General features: G+C 65.5%; 18 protein-coding genes. 12 read left to right on the top strand and 6 right to left on the bottom strand.

Annotated features, from left to right (window positions below; genetic code table 11):
• Positions 1 to 208: 208 nt before the first annotated feature.
• Complete coding sequence (locus CK220_RS27990) at positions 209 to 2,221, bottom strand: acyltransferase family protein (protein ID WP_095814618.1); 2,013 nt, start codon at positions 2,219 to 2,221, stop codon at positions 209 to 211.
• A 325-nt stretch (positions 2,222 to 2,546) separates the two neighbouring features.
• Here CK220_RS27990 and CK220_RS27985 point away from each other — a divergent pair, with 325 nt between their 5' ends.
• The 3 genes from CK220_RS27985 (at position 2,547) to CK220_RS27975 (ending at position 5,911) form a co-directional block, all read left to right on the top strand.
• Complete coding sequence (locus tag CK220_RS27985; protein WP_095814617.1) at positions 2,547 to 2,834, top strand: GIY-YIG nuclease family protein; 288 nt, start codon at positions 2,547 to 2,549, stop codon at positions 2,832 to 2,834.
• 273 nt (positions 2,835 to 3,107) lie between these two features.
• Positions 3,108 to 3,650, top strand: coding sequence for a hypothetical protein (locus CK220_RS27980; protein WP_095814623.1), 543 nt, complete (start codon positions 3,108 to 3,110; stop codon positions 3,648 to 3,650).
• A gap of 185 nt (positions 3,651 to 3,835) precedes the next feature.
• Positions 3,836 to 5,911, top strand: coding sequence for an AI-2E family transporter (locus CK220_RS27975; protein ID WP_095814616.1), 2,076 nt, complete (start codon positions 3,836 to 3,838; stop codon positions 5,909 to 5,911).
• Positions 5,912 to 6,134: 223 nt separating this feature from the next.
• Here CK220_RS27975 and CK220_RS27970 read toward each other — a convergent pair whose 3' ends face one another.
• Positions 6,135 to 6,362, bottom strand: a complete 228-nt coding sequence (locus tag CK220_RS27970; RefSeq protein ID WP_095814615.1) for a hypothetical protein — start codon at positions 6,360 to 6,362, stop codon at positions 6,135 to 6,137.
• A gap of 672 nt (positions 6,363 to 7,034) precedes the next feature.
• Between CK220_RS27970 and CK220_RS27965 the strand changes: the two genes are divergently transcribed.
• The 3 genes from CK220_RS27965 to CK220_RS27955 all read left to right on the top strand — a co-directional run bounded on the left by CK220_RS27965 (position 7,035) and on the right by CK220_RS27955 (position 9,059).
• A complete protein-coding gene (locus tag CK220_RS27965; RefSeq protein WP_095814614.1) occupies positions 7,035 to 7,967 on the top strand; it encodes a hypothetical protein in 933 nt (310 codons plus the stop codon).
• Between the two features lie 344 nt (positions 7,968 to 8,311).
• On the top strand, positions 8,312 to 8,407 hold the full coding sequence (locus CK220_RS27960) for a hypothetical protein (RefSeq protein WP_095814613.1): 96 nt from the start codon (positions 8,312 to 8,314) through the stop codon (positions 8,405 to 8,407).
• A gap of 364 nt (positions 8,408 to 8,771) precedes the next feature.
• Entirely contained in the window at positions 8,772 to 9,059 is a 288-nt protein-coding gene (locus tag CK220_RS27955) for a hypothetical protein (protein WP_095814612.1), read from the top strand.
• A gap of 157 nt (positions 9,060 to 9,216) precedes the next feature.
• On the opposite strand, the gene CK220_RS32870 is transcribed toward CK220_RS27955, so the two are convergent.
• Positions 9,217 to 9,339, bottom strand: a complete 123-nt coding sequence (locus CK220_RS32870; RefSeq protein WP_280952764.1) for a hypothetical protein — start codon at positions 9,337 to 9,339, stop codon at positions 9,217 to 9,219.
• 313 nt (positions 9,340 to 9,652) lie between these two features.
• On the opposite strand from CK220_RS32870, the gene CK220_RS27950 reads away from it, so the two are divergent.
• Positions 9,653 to 10,024: a hypothetical protein gene (locus CK220_RS27950; protein ID WP_095814611.1), complete on the top strand. Its 372-nt coding sequence runs from the start codon at positions 9,653 to 9,655 to the stop codon at positions 10,022 to 10,024.
• Between the two features lie 207 nt (positions 10,025 to 10,231).
• Here CK220_RS27950 and CK220_RS27945 read toward each other — a convergent pair whose 3' ends face one another.
• A complete protein-coding gene (locus tag CK220_RS27945) occupies positions 10,232 to 11,125 on the bottom strand; it encodes a LysR family transcriptional regulator (protein ID WP_095814610.1) in 894 nt (297 codons plus the stop codon).
• A gap of 134 nt (positions 11,126 to 11,259) precedes the next feature.
• Here CK220_RS27945 and CK220_RS27940 point away from each other — a divergent pair, with 134 nt between their 5' ends.
• Positions 11,260 to 12,690, top strand: coding sequence for an MFS transporter (locus tag CK220_RS27940; protein ID WP_095814609.1), 1,431 nt, complete (start codon positions 11,260 to 11,262; stop codon positions 12,688 to 12,690).
• A gap of 54 nt (positions 12,691 to 12,744) precedes the next feature.
• On the opposite strand, the gene CK220_RS27935 is transcribed toward CK220_RS27940, so the two are convergent.
• Entirely contained in the window at positions 12,745 to 14,157 is a 1,413-nt protein-coding gene (locus CK220_RS27935) for an FAD-binding oxidoreductase (protein WP_095814608.1), read from the bottom strand.
• A 111-nt stretch (positions 14,158 to 14,268) separates the two neighbouring features.
• Between CK220_RS27935 and CK220_RS27930 the strand changes: the two genes are divergently transcribed.
• Together CK220_RS27930 and CK220_RS32660 are read left to right on the top strand one after the other, a co-directional pair.
• Positions 14,269 to 14,967, top strand: coding sequence for a helix-turn-helix domain-containing protein (locus CK220_RS27930; RefSeq protein WP_095814607.1), 699 nt, complete (start codon positions 14,269 to 14,271; stop codon positions 14,965 to 14,967).
• 206 nt (positions 14,968 to 15,173) lie between these two features.
• Positions 15,174 to 16,751 (top strand): alpha/beta hydrolase, encoded by a 1,578-nt coding sequence (locus CK220_RS32660; RefSeq protein WP_245429424.1) that lies wholly within the window; start codon positions 15,174 to 15,176, stop codon positions 16,749 to 16,751.
• A 95-nt stretch (positions 16,752 to 16,846) separates the two neighbouring features.
• On the opposite strand, the gene CK220_RS27920 is transcribed toward CK220_RS32660, so the two are convergent.
• Positions 16,847 to 17,248, bottom strand: a complete 402-nt coding sequence (locus CK220_RS27920) for a low affinity iron permease family protein (RefSeq protein ID WP_095814606.1) — start codon at positions 17,246 to 17,248, stop codon at positions 16,847 to 16,849.
• 295 nt (positions 17,249 to 17,543) lie between these two features.
• Between CK220_RS27920 and CK220_RS27915 the strand changes: the two genes are divergently transcribed.
• Positions 17,544 to 17,735 carry a hypothetical protein gene (locus CK220_RS27915; RefSeq protein WP_095814605.1) on the top strand — a complete coding sequence of 64 codons (192 nt, stop codon included), beginning with the start codon at positions 17,544 to 17,546 and terminating at the stop codon, positions 17,733 to 17,735.
• A gap of 102 nt (positions 17,736 to 17,837) precedes the next feature.
• On the top strand, positions 17,838 to 18,149 hold the full coding sequence (locus CK220_RS27910) for a hypothetical protein (protein WP_095814604.1): 312 nt from the start codon (positions 17,838 to 17,840) through the stop codon (positions 18,147 to 18,149).
• The last annotated feature ends 30 nt before the right edge of the window (positions 18,150 to 18,179 follow it).

Raw genomic sequence — 18,179 nt, 5'->3', positions numbered from 1 at the left:
GCGGCGGACAGCAACTCAGGGGGAAAACTGTAACCCATGTATCCGGTTCAAAGTGTTACCCATCTATCGGCTGGACACCGGCGACAGAGGGGGTCGCCAGGCGTCAAGCGCCAACGCCTTCCGCGGCAACAGGCAACGTCGGCACTCTGCGTGAGACGACCCCCCTGACCGCTTCGCGGCCATCTCCCCCTCGAGCGAGATAAGGACGCTACCGCCCCACCTTCGAAATCACCCGTCTTTCCACCTCCGGTTCCAGCGATTCCGCGAACGGCGTCGCCAGATGGTGCTGGTCGCGGAAGGCGAGCTGGCCGTCGATGAAAACGTGGCAGGTTGTGGCGTTGCAGAAGCGGTCGGTGAGGTCGACGTAAGTGGCATTGGGCACGCTGGTGACGATCTCGCGCTCGACCGCCGCCATCTGGTCGTTGGCCGCATAGGCGCGGCTCTGGTCGCAGAGCGAAGGCGCCTTGTCGCGCCACAGCGCGCGCGACACGCAGGTGTCGATGTTCTCGTCATTGAACGGCACGTCGCGGATGAAGGCGATCTTCAGCCCGGCCTTGCTCAAGCTGGTCAGCGTCGAGCGCAGGCCGGCCCGCCATACGGCGTCCGGCGTGTCCGGCTCGCCCTTGCCGGCCGCCATCTTGCGCGAGGAGGTCAGCGCCAGCTCAGAGATCACCACCAGCGAAGGCTTGGCCGCGATGATCTCCTTGATCGCCTGTTCGCGCCATTGATCGCATTCGCGGTAGTCGCGGTTGAGCTTCGTGACAAAGTAGGAAAAACGTGAGGGCCGGCACGAGCTCTTCAGCCAGGTCTCGACGCGGTAGCCGTTCTTCTTTCCCGCCTCGACCAGCGGCGTCGACCAGTGATCGGCATGGGAATCGCCGAACAGCGCGATCACGCGCTGGCCATTGCCGAACACGCAGGGTTTCGGCGTCACCGTGTCGTAGCCCTCGACGCAAGCCTTGGCGCGCGCGGTGGCCGGCTCGGCCGCACTTGCCGCGATCGCGCGCTGCTCGGGGTCCTCGGCGCGCACGGCAAGCGCTGCGTTGCCGTAGGCGGCTGCGACGCCGGTGCCGGTCAGGAGGAGGGCCGGCACCAGCGCCCGCGCCGCATTGGCCATAAGCCAGCCGTTGCGGCGGATCGGATTTTCGATGAAATGGTAGCTAAGAGCAGAGAGCGCCAACGTCAGCCCGAGGCAGGCGAGGCGTTGCGGAAAAGTCAGTTCCTCGACCAGCATGCCGGCATAGACGATCACGGGCCAGTGCCAGAGATAGAGCGAATAGGAAAGCTTTCCGATCCATTGTAAAGGCGGCAGCGCCAGGGCGGCATTTACGCAATTCCAGGAAAAGAGCCCCGCGGTTTTCCGTTGGGAATTGCGCGAAAGAATGCCGTCCCTGACGCCGGCCGCTCCCGCCAGCAAGAGAAGGACAGTACCGGCCACGGGCACCAGCGCCAGGAAACCGGGGAAGGGAGCCTCCTCGCTGAAGGTGAGGTAAGCGAAGATAATCAGGGCTAGCCCGCAGAGGCTGAACGCCGTCCCGAGCCGCGGGCGGTTCTGCAGCAGCCATGCCGGCGCCATCGAGGCCAGCCCGCCGGCGGCGAATTCCCAGGCGCGCAGCGGCGAGAAGTAGAAGGCCCAGGGCTGCGAAATGGGGGTCAGCCAGGCGCAGACCGCGAAGGAGACCAGGCCGGCACTGCCGATCACCAGCATGATCGTCTGCTTGCCCGGCCTCAACCATGCCGCCAGCATCAGCAGCGCCGGCCAGGCGAGGTAGAACTGCTCCTCCACCGACAGCGACCAGTAGTGGATGAAGGGGTTGTTGGCGGCGTCGTTGGCGAAATAGTCGAACGACCAGCGGATCAGCCACAGATTGATCATGTAGGCGGAGGCGAACATCGCGCCCTTGGAATAGAGCGCCTGCTCCTCCGGCGACAGGATCAGCGCGCCGACGGCAAGCGTTGCGGCGATGACGAACAGCGCCACCGGCAGCAGGCGCCGCGCGCGTCGGGCATAAAAGCGAAGCAGGTCAAGCCGGCCGGTCAGCGAAATCTCGCTGACCAGATGGCGGGTGATCAGGTAGCCGGAGATGACGAAAAAGATGTCCACGCCGGCAAAGCCGCCTGGCAGGGCGGTGAGGCCGAAGTGGAAAGCGACAACGCCCGCCACGGCGAGCGCCCGCAACCCCTCAATGTCGGGCCGGAAGTCCGGCGATGGTGCTGACACGAAGGCGAACCTCGCAACGGTCGTTTCGTATCCCGCCTTGGGTAAAGCCTCGCGCCTATGGGCTCATACCGCAATGCAACAAATCTAACGCAGTGCAACATAAAGGGAGGGTGAGCTGCTAAGCTCCCTTCTTGCGGGGGAGATGCCCGGCAGGGCAGAGGGGGGGTGAGCATCAGGGGCGGCGGCACCCGACACTTCGTCATCCTAGGGCGGAGCAAGGAGCGAAGCGACGCGCGCAGACCCTAGGATCCATGCCGTGACATTGGCCGTAGAATGCAACTGTGCAGAATAGCCACCAGCAACAGCTCGGGCCAAGATCGAACCCATGACCGGCTATGTCTACATGACCGCAAGCCAGAAGGGTGGCACCATCTACATCGGGGTCACCAACGACCTCAGCCGCCGCATGCCCGAGCACAAGGCTGGCGGAAGCTCACGTTTTACCAGCCGATACGGCGTGCAGCGACTGGTCTGGTACGAGGAGTATTTCGACATCGCCGACGCCATCCGGCGCGAGAAGTCCCTGAAACGCTGGCCACGCCAATGGAAGATCGAGCTGATCGAAAAGGCCAATCCGGAGTGGTTCGAACTCTTCCGTGGAATTGGGTGGTGAGAGTTCTGCACCGCTGCAAAGCCCGCATGTCGGGGCATGGCATCCTAGGGTCTGCGGGCGTCGCTTCGCTCCTTGCTCCGCCCCAGGATGACGAAGGAGCTTAGCCGCCGGTTTCGCCAGCGTTCGAGAGCATGGAAGGACATTAGCAAAAGCTAAAGTTGAATTGTCCGCCCGCCCACAATCTGCTAGGATTTTTTCACCGACGAACGGCCCTGGGACGCCGTGACGTCCGACATCATGCACAAAGACATCAACTCGAACCGGAGAACGGCCATGAAACGGCTTCTGACGGTCGCTGCGCTGTTGGCAGCGGGCAGTTTGATTGCGATGCAGGGCGCAGCTGCCGACGATGCTGCGCTGATCAAGAGCGCCGAGTCCGCCGCACCCGCCGCAGTGGCGAGTGGCGCTGCGGTCTACGCCATGGATGAAAAGGGGAACATGCGCACCCTGCGCGAGGGCAAGAGCGGCTTCTGGTGCATGCCGGACAACCCGGCCTCGCCCGGTCCGGATCCGATGTGCGGCGATGCCAACTCGATGGAATGGGCGATGGCCTGGCTGGAAAAGAAGGAACCGCCCAAAGGCAAGGTCGGCTTCATGTACATGCTGTCCGGCGGCACCGACGGCAGCAATACCGATCCTTATGCGACGAAGCCCGAGGCAGGCAACAATTGGATCGAGACCGGCCCGCATGTGATGATCGTCAACGCGATGGACATGATGAAAGGCTATCCGACCGATGCCAAGCCCGACACGTCCAAGCCTTATGTGATGTGGCCGGGCACGCCCTACGCGCATCTCATGATCCCGGTAAAATAGCTGGGCCACGGACCTGCCGGTGCGGCAGTCGAGCGCATCAGATCTCCCCTTGTCCGCAAGGGGAGATTTTGCATCAGCCGCTTCGTCCTCCCGCTAACTGATCGCACCTCGCAACCATCCTCCGATCCGCGCGTTGCACGCCGGCGAAATATCGCCAATGATGGCGGGCAGGGTGGAGACTCACGGTGGCGGGTAATCGTCAGAACGGCACGCGCGAGTCGGAACCGGGGCTGGCGGGCCTGCTTGCTGCCTCGCGCAGCCATCCGCGCACGGCGCTGCCGACGGTCGCAACTGTCGTCGCGTCGGTTGCGGCGCTCTATTTCGGGCGCGAGGTGTTCTTGCCGATCGCAGTCGCGCTGCTGTTGACTTTCGCCATCGCGCCGGTCGTGTCGGCGTTGAAACGCGTCGGCATTCCGCGCCTGCCTGCCGTCATCGCCAGCGTTCTGGGCGCCTTTGCCGCGCTTGCGCTGTTCTCCTTCGTGGTGGCCACGCAGGTCAGCGACCTCGCCCAGAACATCCCCGTCTACCAGATCAACATCCTGACAAAAATCCGCGCGCTGAAGGAAAACGGGCTGGGCAACGGCATCATCTCGCGCCTGAGCGGCGTGATCGAGCGCGTCGGCCAGGAGTTCGAGCGCCAGGAGCCGCAACTGCCATCCGCCGCCCAGACGCCGAAGCGCGATCCGATCCCGGTCGAGATCGTCGCGCATGAAAGGCCGCTCGAAGTGTTGCAAAAGGTCATCGAGCCGCTGCTCAGTCCGCTCGGCTCTGCCGGCCTTGTGGTCGTCGTCGTCATCTTCATGCTGATGGAGCGGGAGGATCTGCGCGACCGCTTCATCCGCCTCGTCGGCTATGGCGATCTCCACCGCACCACCCAGGCGCTGCAGGACGCCGGCAAGCGGGTCGGCCAGTATCTGTTGATGCAGCTGGTGGTCAACGTCATCTACGCCATCCCGATCACCATCGGCCTGTGGGTGCTGGGCATCCCCAACGCGCTGCTTTGGGGCATGCTGGCGCTCGCCTTGCGCTTCGTTCCCTATATCGGCCCGATCATCGGCGCACTGCTGCCGCTGTTCCTGGCGCTGGCCGTGGCGCCCGGCTGGTCGCTGCTTCTGTGGACCGCGGCGCTGTTCATCGTCATGGAGCTGATCACCGGCAACGTTATCGAGCCATGGCTCTACGGCTCGCGCACCGGCCTTTCGCCGCTCGCCATCATCGTCGCGGCGATCTTCTGGACCTGGCTCTGGGGGCCGATCGGCCTGGTGCTGTCGACGCCGCTCACCGTCTGCCTCGTGGTCCTCGGCCGCCACGTGCCGCAGTTCGAGTTCCTCGACGTGCTGTTCGGCAACGAGCCGGTGCTGGAGCCGCATGCGCGTCTCTATCAGCGGCTGCTCGCCGCCGATCCGGACGAGGCGACCGACCACGCCGAGGAGATGCTCGAAGAAAAATACCTGTTCGAGTTCTACGACCAGGTGGCGATTCCAGCGCTGCTGCTCGGCGAGCAGGACCGAATCCGCGGCGTCATGGATGACGAGCAGCGCAAACAGGTCGCGGCGAGCGCGCTGACGCTCGTGGCCAATCTCGACGGCAGCGCCCAGGAGGAAGCAGAAGAGGCGGAAGCCGAAGAGGAAGAGGACGAGCAGGCAGCCACTGCCTCGGCCGAAGCCTCGCCGGGCAAGGCAGCCTCAGCCAGGATCACCGCAGGCAAGGCGGCTGAAGGCAAGGCGAACGATCGGAAGGCCGGCGAGGGCAGGGAGGCTCAATCCGAGGAGGTCGATCTTCCGGATGGCGTCGGCTTCTCCGTGCTTTGCGCCGGCGGGCGGGGCGAGCTCGACGACGCCGCCGCCGCGATGCTGGCGCAGGTGCTGGAGGTGCAGGGCGCCGAAGTGTCGCGAGCGAGTTTCATAGACCTCGAACCCGCCGGGATCCGCCGCCTCGACCTGAACGGCGTCGATACGGTGGTGATCGGTTTTCTCAACCGCGACTCCACCAAGCACGCGCGCTTCATGGTGCGGCGGCTGAAGCGACTCAAACCGCGCCTCAGGGTCGGCATCGTCTCCTGGTCCGAAATCGGCAACGGCGACACCAAGGCCGCGGCGGAACTTGCCGCCGGCCTTAACGCCGATTTCGTCGCCCATGGCATGGTCGGCGCCGTGACGGGCGCCTTGTCGAGCGAGCCGCCGGTGATGCTGAAGCTTGCGCCGCAACGCCGGCCACGCCGCCGGCCGGCCCGCAAAAAGGAGCTGCAGGCGGCTGGATGAGGGAGGCGACGGTCTCCCCTTCAATTGACCTGCCCGAAAGACTTGGCCCGCGCGGACCGCGCCGCTTTGCGATCCGCGCGGGCAGGCGCCGGCCCCGCCGGCGGCGCCAAGCCCCAGCCCTCAGGCTGGGAGGGTGGCTGTCTGGTTCGGCCCTTGCCCGGCCGTTTCTGTTGTGCCTCGCCGATCCGGACGGAAGCCCGCCACGCAGATCCTTCGGAGCGCCCTAGAAATGCAGGTCCAGTCCCGGCGGATAGGCTTGGCCTGGATCGTCATGCGGCGCTGCGATCGTACCGCCGCCGGACACGATGCCGCCGGTGGCCGTCTGGTCGAGCGGCGGGCACTTCGCTTCGGCCTTGGTCACCTTGGTCTCGGTCACTGGGACCTTCGTTTTGGCCTCGGCCGCTTGCGGCAGCGCAAGCGCGAGGAGGAGCCCTGCGAAGATGATTTTCATGACTGTTTTCCCCTGTTTCCCCTGTTGGCCCTGTGGCCACCTCATTGTTTGAAACCGGACTCGTCTCGAAGAGCGACGTGGCTTGCCGGCGATCGCGAAGCGTATCGAATGCGCCTGGCTGCCCATGATGATCGCGCGTGGGCTGCAGCGTCTGCGGCGCGGGCGCCCTCGACATATTCGACGGCAATCCTCCGGCGGGCGCGTTTTCTAAGAAGCAGCGCCAAGCCGATGCATCCTGCGCCAGCATGGTCAGAGTCAATTTGGAAGAGGCGGTCTTCTCCTAGTCCTTCTTGATGAGGTGTCATCTCAGTTCGGTGTTCCCGACTTTCGAAGCCGGGTTTCGCCATTGCTCGATATCGAGCGTGTCACAGCTCTACGAAGGAAGGGGAGCTCAAGCCCCACATTCAGCGCGTTTTCCTGACCCCCTTGCCCAGGGCGAGCTTAGCGCTGGTCGATGGTGCGAAAAGAGGCTACATGCGGAACGGGATGGAATTCTCTGGAATTCCTGGAACATTAGCGAATGGAAATATAGTGCACGGCGCCGAGCCGGGGAGAGGGCTTGCTTGCTCCGGTTGCAGTCTAAAGTGAGCTTGCGGCGGCCGTGAAAGCATGATCTTCGCTCGAACAAGAGGCCCAATCCCGATTCTGTCGGGACGGAACAGGTGCAGCCGGATGGCACTGAACATCGCGCAGAAGCTACGACTGACTTCGGTGGTGCTGGGAACCGCCAGCCGCAAGGATCTGGCGGCAGCATTCCGTGCGGTCAACCCGAAGACGGCTTTCGATATCGGCCGCGCGGACAAATGGCTGCAAGGCCGCGCGCAGCCTCGCGAGCACAGCGTCTATGAAGACTGGGCGAAAGTGCTGCGCCTCGAGCGGCCCGGCGCCTGGATCGCCGAGAGCGATCTGCCGAGCTTCACGGCCGCGATCGCGGCCCGACACGGCATCGACGCGACGGAGCTCGAACGCCGCGCCCACGCGCAGGCGGAGGCCTCGCCCGGGCATGACGATAAGGGCACCGGACTGGCGCTTGCCGGGACCTATGCGTGCTATTCGCGCGCCTGGTCGCCTTACTATCGCGGCCAGCTCATCAGGGGTCGCCTGTCGATCGAGGCCGGGCTTGGCGCGCATGCGTTCACCGCCACATATCGCGAGACATTGCCGACCGGGCAGTTGCAGCTCGGCGGCCCGGTTACCCCGGCAAAGCGCAGCCTCTACCTGCATCTGAAGGAGGTGGGCGGCGAAGCGCAGTTCTTCCTTTGCCTGTTCCCGCATACGCAGCCGGTGAGCGTGCTCGGCGGCTACATGGTCGGCACCGCCATCATCGGCCCGGAGGCGCAGCCCTCGCTGACCAGGATGCTGCTCGTGCGCCTCAGCGATGCGCCGGCCGCCGAGCAATGGGGCGGCTACCTGGCGCCCGGCACCTCGATCGCCGCCGATCTCGCGAGCCTCGGCATCGTCATGGAGCACCCGGAAGCGGTCGACCGGCAGCTCGGCCAGTTCCTCAGTGCCGACAGCGATGGAGGCGTCAACCAAATCCCGCCGTCTGAGTATCGCGCCATCCTCGACGTGTTCGACCGCCACTGGCTGCAACACGCGGGCTAGCGACGAACCTCGGCAGGCCGGATGTTGCCGGCTGACCACAGCCCGCGCGTATTCGGTTGCAGCCGGCTCGCTTTGCACGCATCTCACGAAAACGTTTTTTGACAAAACGCCGCTTCCCTTGCGTCGTGGGGCGGGAAATTGGGCAAGGGGCACATCCATGAAGAAGGTTTATGAGAAGCCGACGCTGTCGAAGCGCCAGAAGCTGTCGGGCGTCGTCGCATTCGTCGCCTCCGGCCCGGTCTAACCGCGCGTCCTGACCGGGACCGCAGTGTCCCAATGGGCTGTTCGCGGTCTCAGGGAGCGGATTTCCAGCGTTCCAGCAGTCTTTCAGGCAGGGGTGAAACATGAAGAAGACCTATGAGAAACCGGTGCTGGTGAAGCGCCAGAAGCTGTCCAGCGTCGTTGACGGCGCGCCGTCGGGCCCGGTCCCGCCGCGCTGAGCAACAGCAGCAGGGCAAGCCTTCCTGGGCAAGCTTGACAGGGCGGCCGCATCGCGTTCACCTGCGCCGGTCGTTGACCCGCCCAGGAACGGACGATGAAGAAGACTTACGAAAAGCCGCGGCTGCAGAAGCGCGACAGGCTGTCGGCCGCGACCGCCGCCGCGCCGTCGTCCGGCTTTACCTTCTGAGGCGAGCGAGGCCGCCCCTGCGGCAATCCCGTGCGGCACGGAGATCGGTCGAAATTATTGCCTTTGCCACGCGCGCCAATCGGCGTACCCTACCTTATCGCTGGTAACCACCCACCGGACACCATTGGCGACTGAGAGACGTTGATCCGCGCTCCCGTCTGAAACGGAGAGCGGGCATGCTCGAGAACAACGATACCCACTTGCCTGCGCGCGGGCACGCGGCCGCAGATTTCCAGGACCAACTGATTGAGGAGAGCAAAAGGGCGCTGGTCCGCTCTTACGACCTGTTGCGTCGTACGGAGCGGCTGGTAGGCCCGCCGATCCTTCCGACAAGCGCTTCCGACCGCAAGCTTGATAGTCCGCTCCCCGGCAACGCTCACCCGCGCGAAGCGTCTTTAGGGGGAATTACGATGAAGAAGACCTACAGCAAGCCGACGCTTGAAAAGCCGGCAACGGCTCAGTAGCGGTCTGGCGGACGTTTCGCAGCCTCGTATGCGAGACCTCGCGCCGCTGTCGGCCAGGAGCGGGCGGTACACTGCGCAAGTGCCCGCCCGTCCGGCGCCGCCGCCAAGCTGCTGAAACCCCGTCCGTCCCCAACAGCAACGGTCATGGCGTGACCAGTCACTGCCGATTGCCATTGGCGCGGGTGGCTGTCAACGTCGGCGGCGGCGCCCTCCGGAACAGCGTTTTTTGCCGTTGTGCAGAGCCGAAATCGCGCTGCTGCATTTCCGCGGTTGCCGCCACGGCAGGCTCCGAAATGGCGGATTTCCGGGCTTTTCGGCCGTTGCGGCAGGCGACGCGAATGTTGCCGCCTACACATTTGAATAGGCTTGTTTTTCACAGGTTGAGGTGTTTTGAGGTCCGGTTCTCAACCTGACTTTTTTGGGCGCATTTCGGCAGTGCGGCATTGGCGGGCAGGGAGCAAGTGACTTCCCTTCGCGATAGCGGTTTCGTCGCCCCTCAAAGGCAGGGAGAGGAACGCTGCCGCTCTGTGAACCGCTTCATGATGCCTACATGCAGGGATGCTAGAATGCGCATCCGAGCGGGGGAGGGTGCGATGGGCGATCGGTTGCTCGAAGTGCTTGCCAGGCGCAGGTCGTGGCTGGACAGGGTGGCGCTTGGATTGCTCATCTTTGTCGCGACGCTGATTGCCGGTCTCATGGGCGGCGCCAGCGCGCAGGAGGTGGAGACGGTCAGGGTGGCGACCTTCAATGCCTATCTGTTGTCGCCGATCTTCAAATGCGCCAATGCGCAATTTGCTGATTGCCTGCTGCAGATCCTCGGCGAGACCGAGAAGCAGGCCGACCTGGCCGCCGGTGTGAGTTCGGGCGTCAGGAGCCCGCTGATCTGGAAGTTCGAGGGCGGGCGCTACCGGCTGAACTACGAGCTGCGGCTGCGCGGGAACGAACCGGTGAAGGCGGCGCCCTGAGCTAGGAAGCGAGGTTCCTCGCCCGGCAATCGGGCAGAGGTGCCCGCGCAGCGACGGAGCGGGGGTTCTCGTTGGGCGTCCCCCCGCTCCGTCCCGGCGTCGCCAAGCAACCTCTCCACACTTTGTTGGGGCGAAAATTTCGGTCTGTCGGCCTTCGCGCCTCGCCCGGCCTGCGTGCCAGTCGCCGCGAAAAGGAGATCGGCTGTCTCACCGCCCTCCGCACACCTCCCTCACCAGGCCCCGCAGCCAACGATGCGCGGGGTCGGCGTCGAGGCGCGGGTGCCATAGCAGCGAGATGGTGAGCCCGGCGAGCTTCACCGGCAGCGCGAACGTGAGCAGGCCTTCGCGCAGCTTGCCGGTATAGCGCTCGGGCACGGTGGCGATGAGGTCGGAGCCGCGCGCCAGCGCCAGCGCTTCCGCAAAACCGCCGACCACGGTCGCGATCGTGCGCGTCAGCCCGGCGAGCTCCAGCGCGTCGTCGACAGGTCCGCGATCCAGCCCGCGGCGCGAGATCAATATATGCCGGGCGGCGGCGAAGCGGGCGGCGGTGATCTTTCCGTCGCACAAGGGATGGCCCAAGCGCGCCACGCCGACGAAACGGTCGCGGAACAGCGCCTGCGCCCGCACCTCCGGCCCGGTCGAGCCGCCGACCACGCCGGTCTCGAGATCGACGCTGCCTTCGCGCATCGGCGCGCTGTCCCTGTCGGGTTTCGGCACGAAGCGCAACTGCACGCCCGGCGCTTCCTCGGCGACGCGCGCGAGAAGGGCAGGGCCGAAGTTTTCGACAAAACCATCGCTGTTGCGCAGCGTGAAGCTGCGCGCAAGCCGCTTCAGGTCGAGCTTCTCGGCGGGGCGCAGCACAGCCTCCGCCTCCTTTACCAGCCGGCCGACATCCGCACCGAGTTCGATGGCCCGCGGCGTCGGCACTAGGCCGCGTCCGGCGCGCACCAAAAGCGGATCGCCGGTCACCTCGCGCAGTCTTGCGAGCGCGCGGCTCATTGCCGAGGGGCTGAGCTTCAGCCGCCGCGCGGCTTTGGCGACGCTGCCTTCGGCGATGAGCACGTCCAGCGTGACGAGCAGGTTGAGATCGGGTCGCGACATGGCGCGATCCTAGCACGTCCTGGATGCAGTGACATGGCGTTTCATGCACTATTCAAGTGCAAGCGCTGCGTCTTCCGCCATATGAACCAGGCGCCTATCTTCCCGGCAAATTAAACCCGAGCCGGAGAATAACGATGGCCGATATCGCAGTTCCACGCACCGCTCCCGCAAGCCGCTCGGCAAGCGGCGCGCTGGCCAGCCTGTCGCTGGCGATGCTTTTGTCTTCGCTCAGCACCAGCATCGCCAATGTCGCGCTGCCGACGCTGAGCACCGCCTTCGCAGCATCCTTCCAGGCGGTGCAATGGGTGGTGCTTGCCTATCTGCTTGCCATCACCGCGCTCATCGTCAGCGTCGGGCGGCTGGGTGACCTCGTCGGCCGCCGGCTGCTGCTGATCGCCGGTCTTGGCCTGTTCAGCGCCGCGTCGCTGTTGGCCGCGCTTGTGCCGTCGCTGCCGCTGCTGGTCGCCGCCCGCGCTGCTCAAGGGCTGGGCGCCGCCGTGATGATGGCGCTGACCATTGCCTTGGTCGGCGCGACGGTGCCGAAAGAGCGCACCGGCAGCGCCATGGGCCTGCTCGGCACCATGTCGGCGATCGGCACCGCGCTTGGGCCGTCGCTTGGCGGCGTGCTGATCGCTGCCCTCGGCTGGCGCGCGATCTTCCTCGTCACTGCCGCGCTGGGCGTCGCGGCGATGATCCTCGCCCGGCGCTTCCTGCCGGGCGATCAAACCGCGACGTTCCTCCGCAGTGAGGCGCAGGGCGTGGGCCCGCGCTTCGATACGCTGGGCACGCTGCTGCTTGCCTTGACGCTCGCCGCCTATGCGCTGGCGATGACGGCAGGACGTGGACATTTCGGCGGCACGAACATCGCGCTGCTTGGCATGGCCGTTCTCGGCGCCGGCCTGTTCCTCTATGCGCAGCGGAGAGCGGCGTCGCCTCTGGTCAAACCAGCGCTGTTCAGCGATCCGGTGCTGGCGCCGAGCCTTGCCATGAATGTGCTGGTCTCCACCGTGATGATGGCGACGCTTGGCGTCGGGCCCTTCTTCCTGTCGCGCGCGCTGGGCCTCGGCGAAGCGCGGGTCGGCGCCGTGCTGTCGATCGGCCCGGTCGTCTCGGCGCTGTGCGGCGTAATTGCCGGCCGCATCGTCGATCGCCTCGGCGCGTCGGCCATGGTCGTCGCCGGGCTGGCGCTAATGATCGTCGGCTGCGTCGGGCTCGCTCTGCTGCCGGCACTGTTCGGTGTTGCCGGCTACGCTGCGGCGATCATGCTGCTGACGCCCGGCTACCAGCTCTTCCAGGCGGCGAACAACACCGCCGTCATGGCAGACGTCGATAAGAATGAGCGCGGCGTGATCTCGGGCATGCTGAGCCTCTCGCGCAATCTCGGCCTGATCACCGGCACGGCGGTTATGGGCGCGGTGTTTGCCTTCGCGGTCGGCACTGGCGAGGTCGGCGCCGCGGCGCCTGAAGCGGTCGCCGACGGGATGCGGGTTGCGTTCGCGGTGGCGGCTGGGCTGGTGCTGGTGGCGGTTGCGATTGCGGTCGCCGGAGTTTGCCGAAGCCGTTGAAGCGCGCAATCTCCCCCTTGCGGGGGGAGATGCCTGTGCAGCTCCGAAGGTCACTCAATTCGGGCGGATGTTCTGGTTGTGGTGAAAGACGTTGTCGGGGTCGTACGTAGTCTTCACGTCCACCAGCCGGTCGTAGACGGAGTTGCCATACGCCTCGCGGACCCGGTTCGCGTCTTCGTCGCCGCCGAGGAAGTTGACGTAAACGCCTTCGCGGAAGCGTCCGAGGGCGGCGAAGAACTCCCTCGTCCAGGCACTGTCTCGGTCGCGATAGTCCTCGCCGGGTCGCCACACAGCGTCCAGGGTGATCGCGTGCGACGCGTGGCGGTTCCCGAACGCCGTGTCGCCCTCGGCCACCCGGCTTACCGCCCCCTTCAGATGGAACAGCGCCACATATGACCGCGGCGAGGAAGCGGAGAACGCGTGCCCGGCGATCACGTCGATGAGATCGTCGCGGAGCTCGGGAAGGTGGGTGGACTTCCAGTAATAGTTCCATCCGTGGGGGACGGTCGAATCCAGCGCGCTCTGGAATCCGGCATACGGCGCAGGCCCGACCAGGTCGAGGAGCGGAGGCCGGAATGCGCGGAGTGGGCGCAGTGCCTTCTCACCATCCGCGATCGGCCCGGCATAGCAGCTACCCATGATCATCACCGGGCGCCAATGGAGCTCCTCGGGGATGACGGGCAGCGGCGGCGCGGTACCGAACCTCACGACCGTGCCGAGTTCGTCGGGAGCATGGCGGACGAAGTCGCGGTAGAAGCGGAGGACGTCCCCGGCGTCGTTCGCGTCCCAGAGGATGGGCCCGGCCAGAAGGACGGGCCCGACGGGGTGGAGACGGAACTCGAACGAGGTGACCACGCCGAAGTTCCCGCCGCCGCCTCGCAATGCCCAGAACAGGTCGGAATGCTCGTCCTCGGACGCCCGCAGCACAGCACCGTCGGCTGTTACCACCTCGACGGCGAGCAGGTTGTCGACTGTGAGCCCGTGCTTGCGCATCAGCCAGCCGACGCCACCGCCCAGGGTGAGTCCGGCGACTCCAGTGTGGCTCACGATTCCGCCTGTGGTGGCCAGGCCGTGCGCCTGGGTCTCGCGGTCGACGTCGCCCCAAAGCGCGCCGCCCTGCACCCAGGCGCTGCGTTCGGCGGGATCGACTCGCACGCCACGCATCGCTGAGAGGTCGATGACGATCCCATCGCCGCAGACGGCCGTGCCCGCCACGTTATGGCCTCCGCCCCGTATGGCGATCTCCAGATCGTTGTCGCGGGCGAAACGCACGGCCGCGACCACGTCGGCGGTCCCCATGCATCGGGCGATCAGGCGCGGGCGCCGGTCGATAGCGCCGTTCCAGACTGCCCGGGCTATGTCGTAGTCGGCATGGTCGGCACTGATCAGCGGGCCTTGGAATCCGTCGATCTCGACGGCGGTCGGCATCTCACTCCCGTGGCCGACTTTCGCGATCACAGTTGTCATTGTCGAGTGCTCCTCTCTCGAAGGGAGGCTAGATCGGACCACCGCGGACCGCCGTCGTATAGTCAAGAATCTGGACTTCACAGCCTACGGCGGGCGTGGAACACTGCCGGTGTGAGAACGTACGGCCAGTACTGCCCCATTGCCCGCGGCGCGGAGATTTTCGCCGAGCGCTGGACACCGCTGATCATCCGCAACTTGTATCTTGGCTGCGGAACCTTCGGTGAGATCCTGGAGGGCGCGCCCGGACTCTCCCGTACGCTGCTCTCGGAGCGGCTAAGGCAGCTCGAATGGGTTGGCGTCATCGAATCGGTACCCAAGCCCGACGGGCGCGGGCACCACTACGAGCTCACGTCCGCGGGGCGCGACCTGTTCACGGTCTGCCAATCGCTCGGCGAGTGGGGTGCGCGCTGGCTTGAGATCGCCCCCCATCACCTCGACCCCTTTGTGGCCCTGTGGTCGATGTGCAATGCGCTCCGCCGGGACCGGCTCCCGGATCGACGCGTCGTCATCCGTTTCGACTTCACCGGCCGCCCGCGCCGCGAGCGCTACTGGCTGCTTATCGAGCTTGGAGACACCGAGATCTGCAAGACGAATCCCGGCCTTGACGAGGACCTTTACGTCACGGCGGAAGCCGAAGCCTTCGTCAAATGGCACGCCGGACAGCTCAGTTGGGCCCAGGCCACCCGCGAGGACCGCATCCAACTCGACGGCGACCTGTCGCTCGCGAGAGCCTTCCCAAGCTGGAACGCCCGCAGCATGTTCGCCCACATCAGGCCGGTCTCCCGCACCGCCACGAGTTCCGCAGGCTGAAATCCTGGGTCCGGCCCTCCGTTGCACCGTGCCAGCGGATAGCAGACTCCCGTTTCACCGCCGCGGCCAATGTAACCCATTGCACATTCCCAACGTCCTTCTTGCCGTATCGGCTTCCGTAAATTAGCCGATTTTGATATTCCGGTGCGGTCTTCTTGCGCCGCATCGACGAGGAGCCAGATGGCAGTGGAAGGGTGCCCGGCCGCATGACCGACGCTCCGCATAAGGGGCTGCTCGACCTGTGCGTGCTCGGCGACTTCCAGGTGGTTCGCGACGGCGCGCTGCTCGACCTGCCGCCGTCGCGCAAGACCAGAGCCTTGCTTGCCTATCTCGCCGTCACCGGCAAGGCCCACCAGCGCGAGCGGCTCTGCGAAATCTTCTGGGACATTCCCGACGATCCGCGCGGCGCCTTGCGCTGGAGCCTGTCCAAGATCCGCCAGGTGCTGGGCGACAAAGAATCCGCTCTTGTCGCCGACCGCAACACTGTCTCGCTGAAACTCGGCACGGACTATGCCCGGCTGCTGCCGCTGGTGAAAGGCGATCTTTCCTTGCCATCGACGGAAGAGCTGGAGGCCGTGGCCGGTTCGATCCGCGGCGATTTCCTCGCCGATCTTTCGCTCGAGCGCTGCTTCGAATACGAGGCATGGCGCGCGGGCGTCGCCAGCGAGGTCGAGATCGCCGAACTCGGCATATTGCGCGAGCTGATCGAGCGCCTGGCCGGCGAGCCGAGGCGGGCGCTGCCGCTTGCGCGGCGCCTGCGCCGGCTGCTGCCGGAGGATATCGGCCTGGCGGAAGAGATCGCCGCGCTGGAGGAGAAGGTGAGGGCGGCTGCCGCCCAGCCGACGGGACGCTCCGTGCAACCCGGCGCCAGGGACGTGGCCCAGATGCAATCACTGTCGCCTTCGCTCGCCAAGAGCGCGACGCCCGCGCAGGATCCCGGCCGCGCCGTCCATTTCTGCCGGGCTCGCGACGGCACAAGGCTTGCTTTTGCCAAGACCGGCAGCGGCCCGCCCATCCTGCGCGCCGCGCATTGGATGTCGCATCTGACCTTCGACTGGGACAGTCCGATCTGGCGGCACTGGATGCGGGAACTGTCGCGCCGGAACCAGCTGGTGCGCTACGACGAGCGCTGCAACGGCCTGTCGCAACGTCATGTGGCCGACGTCTCGTTCGACACCATGGTGTCGGACCTCGAATGCGTGGTCGAGGCGGCGGGGCTCGACCGCTTCACGCTTCTTGGCCTCTCGCAAAGCTGCGCCGTTTCGATCGCCTATGCCATACGCCACCCCGAGAAAGTGTCGGGCATGATCCTTTACGGCGGCTACGTCAAAGGCTGGCGGGCGCGCGGCGACGCCGGCGAGATCGCCACGCGCGAAGCCGTGGCGACGCTGATGCGCGAGAGCTGGGGCAAGTCGAACCCGATGTTCCGCCAGGCCTTCTGCTCCATGTTCATCCCCGGCGCCACGCACGAACATTTCGCCTGGATGGACGATCTGATGCTGCGCACCGTTTTGCCGGACGACGCCTGGCGCCTGCAGGCCGCCTTCTCCGTGATCGATGTCAGCGACCTGCTTGAAAAAGTGCGGGTGCCGACCCTGGTGCTGCACGCGCGGGAAGACAACGTTGCCCCGGTCGAGTCCGGCCGCACCATGGCGGCGGGCATTCCCGGCGCCAGCTTCTTCGAGCTGGAAAGCCAAAACCACATCCTGCTCGAGGGCGAGCCGGCCTTCGACGAGTTCGTCGCCCACGTCCGGGCCTTCGTCGCCGAGACAGCAGGATCGTAGGAAATCTCCTACCGCGATCGCGTAATTTCGTCTTGGCGTAGGAAGCCTATCTTTGGGTGGCGGCGGTTGCCCATTCCGCCCCTTCGGCCGGTGCTTCAGCTACCCCAACGCCCCCCGCCCGCTGCGGCACCGGCCTCATTCGTCTCGTTCTGCGATGCCGTGTTGGCCGCGCCGGCTTCCGCTTCGCGCTCCAGCTCGACCAGTTTCGACTTGATCTCCTGCGTGTCCGCATGCTCGAGCCCAACCACGTCGTTCCGCGTCTGCCGCAGGGCGATCACGATCTCGTCGAGTTTCGCGTGGATGGCCGCCGTGTCCCGGTAACCCTGGATAAGCACGATTCCCGTGATGATGATGGCCGCTGCCGACAGTGCATAGGTCACCGTGTTGGTAAGTCCGAAAGGTACGAGCAAGGTGCACGCAACCATCGCGACAACCATCGCATAGAAGCCGGGCGGCCGGGACAGAAAATCGGCGACAATGAAGAGGAGCCGATTCATGGGCGACCTATGAAAGCAGGATGCCGGCTATCAGCACGGTAAGGACCATCGAGGCCGGCACGGCAAGCAGCCAGCGAGCCTCCAGGACACTGTTGCGAGGGTCTTCCATACCTAACCTCCCATCGGCGAATTGCATGCCGGCAAACGGCGACCAAGAGCGTTCGTTCCACCCATCGGCCCACCGTCCGAAGCGGCGTCGGACTGAAGTCCGGAAAGCAAAGAAGAGGGATCGGCCGCCGCAACCGAAGGTCGTGCTTCCGCATTGCTACCGCGCCAATGCATCGGGAGGCGATATATGACCGACAGACTCGCGGACGATCTGGAAGACGAGCCCTATGATACAGCGTCGTTCGCCAGCAAATACGGGCTCTCCGACCAACTCGCCAAGGCCATGTTGATCGCGAACGGCCCGTCGCGACGCGCCTGCGACGCCGCGGCGAGCACTTACCTCAGATATGTTGCGCTGCGGCGCGAGCGCCCAAAATGACCTTCGCTGCGTTGCTGCCGGGCAGCCCAATCCAGGCCGGAACCAAACAGCCCGGCAGGGTTTCTCCGGCGAAGGGACGCTCCAGCAGCCAGGAATATCGCAATGAAAACAGTGCTTCTCGCAGCGTTGGCGCTCTGTGCCGCGGCACCCGTCGTCGCATCCGCCACCGAGGCCGATGTAGTCATCGGCACGCATCACAGGCACCACTACCACCACCGTCCGGCCCTCGTCATCAATGAGGAAGGCCACCGCCTTCATCACCGCCATCACGGCACCGTCGCCTTCTATGACAACGGACGCCGAGCCTGGCATCGCCATCACCGCGCGGACACCGTCGTCGTCACGAGCTCCATCGAGCGTCATCACCGCTACCACCGTCGTCCGGTCACCATCGAAAGCGACACCGATTATTGACGGCTGTCGGCCCGGCTCGGGAACCGACAG

This window comes from Mesorhizobium sp. WSM3860 (genome assembly GCF_002294995.1).
Taxonomy (GTDB): domain Bacteria; phylum Pseudomonadota; class Alphaproteobacteria; order Rhizobiales; family Rhizobiaceae; genus Mesorhizobium.
The sequence above is the reverse complement of the archived record's forward strand: the minus strand, read 5'-3'. Positions and strand labels throughout refer to the sequence as shown.

Bases quoted from the DNA above. Each gene is read 5' to 3' on its own strand.
- CK220_RS27940 (WP_095814609.1), top strand. From the start codon at position 11,260: ATGGCCGATATCGCAGTTCCACGCACCGCTCCCGCAAGCCGCTCGGCA.
- CK220_RS27945 (WP_095814610.1), bottom strand. From the start codon at position 11,125: ATGTCGCGACCCGATCTCAACCTGCTCGTCACGCTGGACGTGCTCATC.
- CK220_RS32660 (WP_245429424.1), top strand. From the start codon at position 15,174: ATGACCGACGCTCCGCATAAGGGGCTGCTCGACCTGTGCGTGCTCGGC.
- CK220_RS27980 (WP_095814623.1), top strand. From the start codon at position 3,108: ATGAAACGGCTTCTGACGGTCGCTGCGCTGTTGGCAGCGGGCAGTTTG.
- CK220_RS27985 (WP_095814617.1), top strand. From the start codon at position 2,547: ATGACCGGCTATGTCTACATGACCGCAAGCCAGAAGGGTGGCACCATC.
- CK220_RS27935 (WP_095814608.1), bottom strand. From the start codon at position 14,157: ATGACAACTGTGATCGCGAAAGTCGGCCACGGGAGTGAGATGCCGACC.
- CK220_RS27970 (WP_095814615.1), bottom strand. From the start codon at position 6,362: ATGAAAATCATCTTCGCAGGGCTCCTCCTCGCGCTTGCGCTGCCGCAA.
- CK220_RS27960 (WP_095814613.1), top strand. From the start codon at position 8,312: ATGAAGAAGACCTATGAGAAACCGGTGCTGGTGAAGCGCCAGAAGCTG.
- CK220_RS27955 (WP_095814612.1), top strand. From the start codon at position 8,772: ATGCTCGAGAACAACGATACCCACTTGCCTGCGCGCGGGCACGCGGCC.
- CK220_RS27910 (WP_095814604.1), top strand. From the start codon at position 17,838: ATGAAAACAGTGCTTCTCGCAGCGTTGGCGCTCTGTGCCGCGGCACCC.
- CK220_RS27920 (WP_095814606.1), bottom strand. From the start codon at position 17,248: ATGAATCGGCTCCTCTTCATTGTCGCCGATTTTCTGTCCCGGCCGCCC.
- CK220_RS27950 (WP_095814611.1), top strand. From the start codon at position 9,653: ATGGGCGATCGGTTGCTCGAAGTGCTTGCCAGGCGCAGGTCGTGGCTG.
- CK220_RS27965 (WP_095814614.1), top strand. From the start codon at position 7,035: ATGGCACTGAACATCGCGCAGAAGCTACGACTGACTTCGGTGGTGCTG.
- CK220_RS27915 (WP_095814605.1), top strand. From the start codon at position 17,544: ATGACCGACAGACTCGCGGACGATCTGGAAGACGAGCCCTATGATACA.